This window comes from Stenotrophomonas sp. 63632_Sma, assembly GCF_056482875.1.
Genome location: NZ_CM151220.1, coordinates 531,238 through 542,438, shown reverse-complemented (window position 1 = coordinate 542,438; position 11,201 = coordinate 531,238). Strand labels below are relative to the sequence as shown.

Genomic DNA, 11,201 nt, shown 5'->3' with positions numbered 1-11,201 from the left:
CCATCGCTAACGGTCCCAATCGGCCTGCATCCTCAGGTCGATGACACCGCCAAAGAAATGCTCATCCCTGCGCATCAGCACCTGGAAGAACGCGGCTTCATCCATCCAGTGCAGTATGCGCTGGCTGGTGTAGTCCGGCCGCTCTTCAAAGGACACTGCGGCCTGAATTTCGTACAGATTGACACCGAGATCACAATCGCAGGTGAACGTGACACTGAAGCGCTCACCCGGGGCAAACTGGCGATTCCAGAAGACCTCGCCTTCTGCCAGGCCTGCCAGGCGCTTCATGTCCTGATTCAGGGTGCCCCATGAATAAATCTTGAAACCTTCCTTGTTTCGAATGCGAACTCCGACATTCAAATTGCTGATTGCGACACGACTCTCGCATTCGACGCGAATGGTGATCCGCTGCGAGGGGTAGTACACGGATACGTTGTCACCCGCCTCGTCCAGCGTCTCCACCTTCACAACAAAGGCCTGCTGGTCGCCGAATGACATGTTGCCCGAGCGTGCGCCCTGGGCCACTTCTACCTCTCCGGCCGGCGGCGACGAAGCAGCATCGGCCCGCGTGTCGAGGGGCAGCACGGGAAGCGAAGGCTCCGATTCCTGCTTGTGGAGGGCTGCCGACGCCGCGATCTTCTCAGTCAATGAGGAGAAGTAGCGCGACTCCTCCTCATGCAGCAGTCGCCGATAGCTCACGATCACTTCCGAAGACGTTCCCCAGCCGATCTGCCGGCCATCGCGCAGCAGCAGCGCCCGATTGGTCAAGGTGCGCACCGATTCCTGGTCGTGGGAAACGAACAGCAACGATACGCCGTCACTGACGAGGCGCTCGATCTGCTGGAAGCAGCGCTTCTGGAACAGCGCGTCACCCACGGCCAAGGCCTCGTCAACGATCAGGATGTCGGGCCTCAACTGCACCTGCACGGCGAACGCCAGACGTACGAGCATGCCGCTGGAATAGGTCTTGACGGGTTGTTCCAAGTGGTCGCCGATATCGGCGAACCCAGCAATAGCGTCAAACTTTTCGTCGATCTCGGCCGGCGTCAGGCCCAGCAGCGCGCCGTTGAGATAAACGTTCTCGCGCCCTGAGTACTCATGATTGAAACCCGATCCGAGCTCCAGCAGCGCAGCAATGCGCCCGCTGGTACGGACCTCGCCGGCGGTAGGCGACAAGGTGCCCGTGATGATCTGCAACAGCGTGCTCTTGCCGCTGCCGTTGCGCCCGACAATACCGACCGCCTCACCGCGCTTGACCTCGAAATCGATGTCGCGGAGTGCCCAGAACTCACGGAACTGATCGTGGCAAAGGCCCGGCGAAACACGGTTCAGCGCCGGCACGAAGAACTGTTTCAGGCGCTGCCGCGGGGTGTCATACATCTCATAGCGCTTGCTGACGCCACGTACACTGATTGCTATTTCATCAGAGGACATCGGCAAACCCCTTCCTGGTCTTCTGGAACCACCAGAAGCCGAATATGGCAACAACACCGGCGATTACCGTACCCACCAGCAGCTGGCGGAAGTCAGGATAGGTTCCGAACACGATCACCTTGCGCGCATTCTCGATGATGAAGGTCAGTGGATTGAGCATCAGCCAGCCGCGGTACTTCTCAGGAAGCGCGGTGATGGGATAGAACACCGGCGACAGGAACAGCAGGATCGTCATCACCGTACCAGTCATCTGCCCCACATCGCGGACGAATACGCCCAGCGATGCAAGGATCCACGACAGGCCCATGGCCGCAAGGATCAGGGGCAACATTACCAACGGCAGGAACACGACGGTCCAGTGCATCTCCTGCATGAAGGCCAGCTGCGCGGCAAACAACGCCAGGAGACTGATTGCCGCATGGAACAGCGCCGAGCCCAGCGAGATCAGCGTAAGAATCTCCAATGGAAACACGACACGCTTGACGTAGTTCACATTGCCCACGATCAGACCGGGGGCACGGTTGATGCATTCGGCCAGGAAGGTATGCATGATCAGGCCGGAGAACAGGATGATCGCGAATGCAGCCTTGCCACCTGGGGCATCAGTGCCCCAGCGCGCGTTGAAGATCACCGAGAAGAAGAACGTATAGATGACCAACATCAGCAGTGGATTGAAGAACGACCACGCCAGGCCGAGCAACGACCCCTTGTAGCGCCCGGTCACTTCACGCCGGGTCATCTGCACGATCAGGCTGCGATGGATCCAGATGCTCCGCGCCAGCTTCCTGGGCGCATTGAACAGATTGGTACGCTCTGAAATCGAGTTCGGCGTATGGACGACAACGTCATTCATGGATGTAAGTACTCCCGGGCTAGCCGCTGTCTCACGAGCCCAGCGCCCGTTCCAGATCCACCTGCAGATCCCCCAACTCCTCCACACCCACGCTCAGCCTTACCAGCGCATCACTGATACCCAGCTGCTCCCGCCGCGCGACCGGAATCGAGGCATGCGTCATCACCGCCGGGTGGTTGACCAGGCTTTCCACGCCGCCCAGCGACTCGGCCAGAGTGAACAGTTCGGTCTTCTCGCAGAAGCGCTTGGCCGCCTCGAAACCGCCCTTGAGCACGATCGAAACGATGCCGCCGTAACCGGCCATCTGCTTGCCGGCCAGCTCATGCTGCGGGTGCGACGGCAGGCCCGGGTAGATCACCTTTTCCACGGCCGGGTGCTTCTCCAGCCACTGGGCCAGCGCCAGCGCGTTGGCGCAGTGCGCCTTCATGCGCAGCGGCAGGGTCTTCAGGCCACGCAGGGCCAGGAAGCTGTCGAACGGGCCCTGCACACCACCCACCGAGTTCTGCAGGAAGGCCATCTGCTCGGCCAGTTCGGCGTTGTCGCCGACCACGACCATGCCGCCGACCATGTCCGAGTGGCCATTGAGATACTTGGTGGCCGAATGCAGGACCAGGTCCGCACCCAGTTCCAGCGGACGCTGCAGCATCGGCGAGGCGAAGGTGTTGTCGACGACGACGATCAGGCCATGGCGCTTGGCGATGGCAGCGACCGCGGCGATGTCGACGATCTTCAGCATCGGGTTGGTCGGGGTCTCGATCCACACCATCTTCGTCTTCGGCGTGATGGAGGCCTCGAACGCGGCCAGATCGGTCAGGTCGACGAAGCTGAAGTCCAGCCCGGCAGTGCGGCGACGCACGCGCTCGAACAGGCGGAAGCTGCCGCCGTAGATGTCGTCCATCGCCACCACATGGCTGCCGGCGTCCAGCAGCTCGATCACGGTCGAGCTGGCCGCCATGCCCGAAGCGAAGGCAAAGCCGCGGGTGCCGCCTTCCAGCGACGCCACGCAACGCTCATAGGCGAAGCGGGTCGGGTTGTGGGTGCGCGAGTACTCGAAGCCCTGATGCTCGCCCGGGCTGGACTGGGCGTAGGTCGAGGTGGCGTAGATCGGCGGCATCACCGCGCCGGTGCTGGGGTCGGGCGACTGGCCACCGTGGATGGCCAGGGTAGCCAGGGCCAGGGCGCGATCCTGGGAAGTTGCGTTGGACATGTTCTTTCCTGAGGGGCGCCGACGCACGGCGCCATCGAAGGTGCGGAAGTCTACCAGCGCGGCCTTAACGACCTTTGACGCGGATAAACCAGGATTCAGCAGTGAACGTCGGCGATCAGCGGCTTACTGCACGCGACGGCGCAGATAGTTCAGCAGATCGATACGGGTGATCAGGCCCAGGAAAGTGTCGCCGTCCATCACGATCGCCACCTGGCCGCGGTCGAACACCGGCAGCAGCGCCTCGATCGGGGACTTCACGTCCAGCCGGTCCAGCTTGCTGACCATCGCGGTGGCGACGGTGTCGCGGAAGCGTGCCTCATCGCCATACACGTGCAGCAGCACGTCGCTTTCGTCGACGATGCCGACCAGCTGCTCGCCGTCCATCACCGGCAGCTGCGATACGTCGTACAGCTTCATGCGCTGGTAGGCGGTGGTCAGCAGGTCGTTCGGACCGATCACCACGGTGTCGCGCTGGCCGTACGGGCGCAGGATCAGGTCGCGCAGGTCACCGTGCTGCGGGCGCTGCAGGAAACCGTTGTCCAGCATCCAGTAGTCGTTGTACATCTTCGACAGGTACTTGTTGCCGGTATCCGGCACCAGCACCAGCACCTTCTTCGGCGTGGTCTGCTCCTTGCAGTACTTCAGGCCGGCGGCCAGCAGGGTGCCGGTGGACGAGCCACCCAGGATGCCTTCCTTGCCCAGCAGTTCGCGTGCGGTGTGGAAGCTCTCGGCGTCGCTGATGGCATAAGCCTTCTTGACGCGGCTGAAATCGGAGATCGACGGCAGGAAGTCCTCGCCGATGCCTTCCACCAGCCAGCTGCCCGACTTGTCGTTGAGATTGCCGTCGTTGATGTACTCGGCCAGGATCGAACCGACCGGATCGGCCAGCACCAGCTCGGTCTTCGGCGACAGCTTGGCGAAGGCACGCGACAGGCCGGTCATGGTGCCGGAGCTGCCGCAGCCGAACACGATGGCGTCAAGGTCGCCGCCCATCTGCTCGAGGATTTCCGGGCCGGTACCGAATTCATGCGCGGCCGGATTGTCCGGGTTGCCGAACTGGTTGATGAAGTAGGCGCCCGGGGTCTGCTCGGCGATGGTCTTGGCCAGATCCTGGTAGTACTCCGGATGGCCCTTGGCCACGTCCGAGCGCGTCAGGCGAACTTCGGCACCCATCGCCTTCAGGTTGAAGATCTTCTCGCGGCTCATCTTGTCGGGAACGACCAGGATCAGCTTATAGCCCTTCTGCTGGGCCACCAGCGCCAGGCCCAGGCCGGTGTTGCCAGCCGTGCCCTCGACCAGGGTGGCACCGGGCTTCAGGTCGCCGCGCTTTTCCGCCGCCTCGATCATCGACAGGCCGATGCGATCCTTGATCGATCCGCCCGGGTTGGCGCTCTCCAGCTTCAGGTAGAGCTCGCAGACGCCGGTGTCCAGGCGCTGGGCCTTGACGATCGGGGTCTGGCCGATGAGTTCGAGGACGGAAGAATGGATGGGCATTCGGAGGACTTTCGGTTCGCGCCGCACAGGGCCGGACCGATGATTATCCGACGGATGGCGATGAAAGTCAGGTCGGCAGGGCCGCAGCCCGTCCACCGTAAAAAGAGATGCGGACGGCCCCGGATCGACGAGGAGACCGGTACCGCCCGCATCGGTGAGCTGTGCCTGCAGGCCAAGGCACCACGGCCTGTGGTGCCTTGGCGCGGCCGCCTCATCGGCGGTGCCGCGATGCCGGGGCAGGAGCGCCCGGCGGGGCCATCGATGGCCGGGTCACGCCGTTCCGGGCGTGACGGGGTGCGTCAAAGCGTGGGGGACGTCATTGGGAGCGGTGTTTCGTACATTCGCAGAAGTCGTTGCTTGGCCAGCAGCTTCTCGCGCTTCATGCGACCCAGGGTGACATCATCGATCGGGAGTACACCCAACTCCGCGTCCATGCACTTCTTGTTCAACTTACGGTGCTGGTCATGGAGTGCCCTGAACTCCGGATCACGCGCGCGACGGGCGTCGATCTCGCTCTGGGGCTGATCTTCAAACATGATGGACCTCCTTCGACAGATACACGAACGCCCCGGCCGCAAGGCACGGGGCGTTGTTCATGGAGGAGCGCCGGTCGATGGCCACCTGGACGCCTGCAACGACCTGCGGCACTGGCCTGCGCACGTCGATCTGCTGCGGTTCGCGCCCTGTTTGCATCGGCCCGGCCCTCCCATCGTCCGGTCCGCGGCATTGCGTCCCGGACGATTGACCCTACGCCTGCTCAAGGCGGGGTACAAGACCCCTGCGGCAAAAAGACCGAACCCCGCCGGGGCGGGGTTCAGGCTGAATGCTCATCGCAACGAAAAACAAACAATATCAAGCAATTACGGGGCGATGATGACCTCGGCCGAGCGTGCCCGGGTGGACGCGGCCTTCTTGCCACTGAGCTGGATCCGGTTGCTGGCGACACCGCCCGCGACCAGGGCGTCGCGCAGCGCTTCGGCGCGCTTCTGACCGACCCCGTTGGCGCTGTCATAGGCCTCGATGCGCAGGCGGCCCTTCTTGCCGATGTTCAGGTACTCGGCCAGCGCCTTGGCCTGGTTGCGGGCCCCACCGGACAGGCTGGAGGCGCCAGCGGCAAATGCGTCACCATTGAAGGTGAAGACTTCGCCACGGCCATCGAACTTCGAGCCCGGCAACTTCTGCCCGGATACCAGCTCGGCTTCCTCGCGGGCCAGCTTGGCGGCGTTCTGCTGGGCGGCGCTGAGGCGCTGCTGCTGCTTGCCGGCCACGCTGGTCAGAGCATTCTCGGCATCCTGGCGGGCCAGGGTCTCGGCCTCGGCGGCCTGGCGCAGGCGCTCAGCCTCCTCGGCCTGCATCTGCGCCTGCATGCGCAGCTGCTCGGCCTCCTGGCGGGCACGGGCGGCATCGCGGCGGCTGGCCTCGATCAGCAGATCACTGCGGGTGCGCTCCAGGCGGTCGACCTCACGCGCGGCCAGTGCGGCACGCACGGCAGTCTCGGCAATCTCCACCCGGCGCTCGGCCAGGTAGGTGGCCAGCTCCTGGTCGCGGCGCTTGGCCTTTTCCAGGGTGGCGATGGCCTGCTGGGCCTGCATGCGCTCGAAGGCGCCCAGCTCAGCCGTGTCGGGATTGGCCTGGATGGCCATCAGACGCTGGCTCAGCTGCGCCACCATCGGGTTGTCGGCGGCCAGGGCCAGGGTCGGCAGCGTCAGCAGGGCAGCCAGGGTTGCGGCAGTCATCGGCTTCACCGGCGGTCCTCCCCGGTCGACAGCTGGCGCTGCAGCTGGTTGACCTCGTTGCGGCGCAGCTGCAGCTGCGCGGTGACGGTGGCTTCCTCGCTGCGGGCGCGGGCCAGGTCGGCATCGGCAGCGGCGCGCAGGGCGATCGCCGGGGCGTTCTTGCGCTCGCGGCGGTCGCCGGCAGCACGCTGGGCCTGTTCCAGCCCCTGCCGGGCCAGCCCGATCAGGTCCGGGGCGTACTGGTCGGCGTCGGCCTGGGTGGCCTTGTCGACCGCCTGCCGGGCCTGGGCCAGTTCCAGTGCGCCGTCCTGCGCCCAGGCGGGGGCAGACAGTGCGAATGCAAACGCCATCACATACAGGCCATGGCGCATTCGTGCGAAGCTAAGTCGTTTCATTGGGGAGGCCGTACCGGTTGTCGGTTCACGGCCATTGTCGTCAAGCCGACACCGTGCTGGCAACGGGCGTCGGCCGTTTCGTTGGGGAAAATTCGCAATGGATATCGGCTACTTCCTGAAGCTGATGACCGAAAAGAACGCTTCGGACATGTTCCTGACCACCGGAGCACCGGTCTACATCAAGATCGAGGGGAAGCTTTATCCGCTGGGCAATACCGGCCTGCCGCCGGGCATGGTCAAGAAGATCGCCTACTCGCTGATGGACGAAGGCCAAGTGCCGCAGTTCGAGCGCGAGCTGGAGCTCAACATGGCCATCGCCCTGCCCGATGCCGGGCGCTTCCGCGTCAACGTGTTCAAGCAGCGCGGCGAAGTGGGCATGGTCATCCGCGCCATCCGCAGCCGCATCCCGAGCATCGAGGAGCTGAACCTGCCGCAGGTGCTGAAGGACGTCATCATGACCCCGCGCGGGCTGGTGCTGGTGGTGGGGTCCACCGGTTCCGGCAAGTCCACCTCGCTGGCGTCGATGATCGACCACCGCAACAGCACCACCACCGGTCACATCCTCACCATCGAGGACCCGATCGAGTACCTGCACAAGCACAAGATGTCGATCGTCAACCAGCGCGAGGTCGGGCTGGACACCCATGCCTTCCACAACGCGCTGAAGAACGCGATGCGTGAAGCGCCGGACGTGATCCTGATCGGCGAGATCCTGGATGCGGAAACGATGGAGGCGGCGATCGCCTTCGCCGAGACCGGCCACCTGTGCCTGGCCACCCTGCACTCCAACAACGCCGACCAGACCATCGAGCGCATCCTCAACTTCTTCCCGGAAAGCGCGCACAAGAACGTGCTGATGAACCTGGCGCTGAACCTGCGTGCGGTGATCAGCCAGCGCCTGGTGAAGAACAAGGAGGGCCGTCGCCTGCCGGCCACCGAGGTGCTGATCAACACGCCGATGATCCGTGACCTGCTGCGTCGCGGCCAGGTGCACGAGATCAAGGCGGCGATGGAAGGCTCGCTGGAGGAAGGCATGGAGAGTTTCGACCAGTGCCTGTTCCGTCTGGCCAAGGCGGGGATCATCGAGCAGGAGGAAGCGCTGCGCGCGGCCGACTCGCGCGATGGCCTGGCCCTGAAGTTCCGCCTGTCCGAAGGCAGCAGCGGCGAGCACGACCCGTACGCGGATTTCTCAGCCGGCCAGCCAAGCATCACTCACGGGTTCTGACCGCACGAAAAAGGGGACGGAGGGGATTAAGTCGTAAGTGCATTTACGACTTAATCCCCTCCGTCCCCTTTTCCTGAAGAATTCAGGGGCGGTCTCATCCAATGAGACCCCTCATCCGTAGGTTTCCTCAATGGAAACCATCCGCAAGCTGGCCATCCTGGCCGATGCCGCCAAGTACGATGCGTCCTGCGCCTCCAGCGGCTCGGGCAAGCGCGATTCGCGCGTCAGTGGCGGTATCGGCAGCACCGAGGGCATGGGCATCTGTCACAGCTACACGCCCGATGGCCGCTGCGTTTCGTTGCTGAAGATCCTGCTGACCAACTTCTGCATCTACGACTGCGCCTATTGCGTGAACCGCGTCTCCAGCAACGTGCCCCGCGCACGTTTCAGCGTGGACGAGGTGGTCACACTCACCCTGGACTTCTACAAACGCAACTACATCGAGGGCCTGTTCCTGTCCAGCGGCATCATCCGCAATGCGGACTACACCATGGAACAGATGGTGGAAGTGGCCCGGCAGCTGCGCGAAGAACACCGCTACGCTGGCTACATCCACCTCAAGACCATTCCCGAGGCCTCGCCGGAGCTGCTGGCCAGCGCCGGGCGCCATGCCGACCGCCTGTCCATCAACGTGGAACTGCCGACCGAAGCCGGCCTGAGCGCCTTGGCGCCGGAGAAGACGGTGCATTCGATCCGCGGCGCGATGGGCGAACTGCGCTGGCGCATCGAGGAAGCCAAGGAGGCGCGCAAAGCCCCCGCAGCGATGGCACCGAGGGCCAGCCGCAGTCCACGCCCTCCCCGTTTCGCACCCGCCGGGCAGAGCACGCAGATGATCGTCGGCGCGGACGGGGCCAACGACCAACAGATCCTGGCCAGCGCCGATGCGCTGTACGGCAACTACCGCATGCGCCGGGTGTACTACTCCGCGTTCAGCCCGATTCCGGACGCCAGCCGGCAGCTGCCACTGCAACCGCCTCCGCTGCAGCGCGAACATCGCCTCTACCAGGCCGACTGGTTGCTGCGCTTCTACGGTTACGGCGTGGATGAGATTACCGATACCACCCAGGACGGCATGCTCGACCTGGATATCGACCCGAAAATGGCTTGGGCGATCCGTCACCCCGAGCGCTTTCCTGTGGATCTCAACCGTGCGCCGAAGGAAATGCTGCTGCGCGTACCCGGGCTGGGCGTGCGCAACGTGAAACGGGTGCTGATGGCACGCCGCCACGGTCGCCTGCGGGTTGCCGATGTAGCACGCCTGAAGGCACCGATGAGCAAACTGCTTCCGTTTGTGCAGCTGGCTGACCACCATCCACGCAAATCGCTGGACGATCCGGCGGCGCTGCGCGCGCAGTTGGCCCCACCGCCTCGTCAGGGATCGCTGTTTGATGCACCGCCCGCCGCCTGACGCGCAGCGCTGGTCGCTGCGGGTGGACCCGCAGTGGTCGCTGCAGGCCTGGCGCGATGCTGCGCGCGAAGCGTTGCTGCGAGGCGTGGCCCCGCCTCAGCTGGACTGGCTGGAAGGGAGCGAAACGTCGTTGCTGGATGCGCCGGCCGTGCAGCGGGCGCCGATGCTGGCCGATGCCAGTGCACCCAACGTGCCCCGCGATTTCCTGGAACTGGCGGCCACCTGCCTGTGCCATCGCGACCCCCAGCGACTGGCCTTGCTGTATCGCCTGCTGTGGCGCATCGTCCATGGCGAGCGTTCGGTGCTGAGCAACCCCGCCGACGCCGATGTCCTGCGCGCAACGGCGCTCGCCCAGGCCGTCCGCCGTGACACGCACAAGATGAAGGCATTCGTGCGCTTCCGCGAGGTGCCTGGCCAGCCTGATGCGTTCATCGCCTGGTTTGAGCCACAGCACCACATTGTCGACCGGGTCGCGCCCTTCTTCGCGCGCCGCTTCACCGGCATGCGCTGGGCGATCCTCACGCCTTCGCGCAGCGTCGCATGGGATGGGCAGGCGCTTGCCTTCGGCCCCGGCGCACGGCGCGAGGATGCCCCGGCCGAGGATGCGCGCGAATCACTGTGGCAGACCTACTACGCCAGCATCTTCAATCCGGCGCGACTCAATACACGCATGATGATGCAGGAGATGCCGGCAAAGTACTGGCGCCACCTGCCGGAGGCCCAGCTGCTGCCACGCCTGGTGCGCGATGCGGCCGACCGCGTACAGGAAATGCATGACCGTCCCGCGCAGGCACCGCAGCGCAGGATCCCCCTGCGTGCAGGTGTTGCGATGCCAGCAGCGGATGCCAGCAGTCTGGAGAATCTACGCGGACAGGCCAGCACCTGCCGCCAGTGCCCGCTGTGGGAGCAGTCCACGCAGACCGTGTTCGGGCAGGGGCCTGCAGACGCCCGCATGATGCTGATCGGGGAACAACCTGGCGACACCGAGGATCTGCGCGGACAGCCGTTCATGGGTCCTGCCGGTCAGCTGCTGGACCGTGCGCTGACCGAATTGGGAATCGATCGCGCGGCGCTGTACCTCACCAACGCGGTGAAGCACTTCCACCATGAACGGCGCGGCAAGGTGCGGCTGCACAAACGGCCGGAAAGCCGCCACGTCCAGGCCTGCCGCCCCTGGCTGATGGGTGAGATCGCGCGCGTGCGGCCCCAGGTGATCGTGTGCCTCGGCGCGACAGCGGCAGCCTCGGTGTTTGGTCGAGGGTTCGACCTCTCACGCGACCGCGGACGCTGGCACACCCTCGAGGACGGCACTCGCGGCTATGCCACGGTGCACCCGGCATGGGTGTTGCGGCAGACCGACGATGCGCGCCGCGAGGATGCCTATCGGCTGTTCCGAGATGATCTGGCCCGATTGCAACAAAAAGGGGACGGAGGGGATTAAGTCGTAAC

At 64.6% G+C, this 11,201-nt stretch carries 10 protein-coding genes; 3 read left to right on the top strand and 7 right to left on the bottom strand.

Features of this window, described 5'->3' with window-relative positions; translation table 11 throughout:
• Positions 1 to 6 precede the first annotated feature (6 nt).
• The 7 genes from ACZK45_RS02475 to ACZK45_RS02445 all read right to left on the bottom strand — a co-directional run bounded on the left by ACZK45_RS02475 (position 7) and on the right by ACZK45_RS02445 (position 7,095).
• Positions 7 to 1,434, bottom strand: a complete 1,428-nt coding sequence (locus ACZK45_RS02475) for an ABC transporter ATP-binding protein (protein WP_478445402.1) — start codon at positions 1,432 to 1,434, stop codon at positions 7 to 9.
• A complete protein-coding gene (locus ACZK45_RS02470) occupies positions 1,424 to 2,287 on the bottom strand; it encodes an ABC transporter permease (protein ID WP_065722706.1) in 864 nt (287 codons plus the stop codon). The genes ACZK45_RS02475 and ACZK45_RS02470 overlap by 11 nt, the downstream gene beginning before the upstream one ends.
• 31 nt (positions 2,288 to 2,318) lie before the next feature.
• A complete protein-coding gene (locus ACZK45_RS02465; RefSeq protein WP_478445401.1) occupies positions 2,319 to 3,494 on the bottom strand; it encodes a cystathionine gamma-synthase in 1,176 nt (391 codons plus the stop codon).
• A 123-nt stretch (positions 3,495 to 3,617) separates the two neighbouring features.
• Complete coding sequence (locus ACZK45_RS02460) at positions 3,618 to 4,988, bottom strand: pyridoxal-phosphate dependent enzyme (RefSeq protein WP_032127973.1); 1,371 nt, start codon at positions 4,986 to 4,988, stop codon at positions 3,618 to 3,620.
• A 299-nt stretch (positions 4,989 to 5,287) separates the two neighbouring features.
• Positions 5,288 to 5,524 (bottom strand): HP1242/YdcH family protein, encoded by a 237-nt coding sequence (locus ACZK45_RS02455; RefSeq protein ID WP_004154075.1) that lies wholly within the window; start codon positions 5,522 to 5,524, stop codon positions 5,288 to 5,290.
• 324 nt (positions 5,525 to 5,848) lie between these two features.
• Positions 5,849 to 6,733, bottom strand: coding sequence for an OmpA family protein (locus tag ACZK45_RS02450; RefSeq protein WP_478445400.1), 885 nt, complete (start codon positions 6,731 to 6,733; stop codon positions 5,849 to 5,851).
• A complete protein-coding gene (locus ACZK45_RS02445; RefSeq protein WP_049398394.1) occupies positions 6,730 to 7,095 on the bottom strand; it encodes a DUF4398 domain-containing protein in 366 nt (121 codons plus the stop codon). Before ACZK45_RS02445 ends, ACZK45_RS02450 begins: the two co-directional genes overlap by 4 nt.
• Before the next feature lie 121 nt (positions 7,096 to 7,216).
• On the opposite strand from ACZK45_RS02445, the gene ACZK45_RS02440 reads away from it, so the two are divergent.
• The 3 genes from ACZK45_RS02440 to ACZK45_RS02430 all read left to right on the top strand — a co-directional run bounded on the left by ACZK45_RS02440 (position 7,217) and on the right by ACZK45_RS02430 (position 11,193).
• Positions 7,217 to 8,344, top strand: coding sequence for a PilT/PilU family type 4a pilus ATPase (locus tag ACZK45_RS02440; RefSeq protein ID WP_032127971.1), 1,128 nt, complete (start codon positions 7,217 to 7,219; stop codon positions 8,342 to 8,344).
• Positions 8,345 to 8,474: 130 nt separating this feature from the next.
• Positions 8,475 to 9,752 (top strand): putative DNA modification/repair radical SAM protein, encoded by a 1,278-nt coding sequence (locus ACZK45_RS02435; RefSeq protein ID WP_478445399.1) that lies wholly within the window; start codon positions 8,475 to 8,477, stop codon positions 9,750 to 9,752.
• Entirely contained in the window at positions 9,733 to 11,193 is a 1,461-nt protein-coding gene (locus ACZK45_RS02430) for a UdgX family uracil-DNA binding protein (RefSeq protein ID WP_478445398.1), read from the top strand. Before ACZK45_RS02435 ends, ACZK45_RS02430 begins: the two co-directional genes overlap by 20 nt.
• Positions 11,194 to 11,201 lie beyond the last annotated feature (8 nt).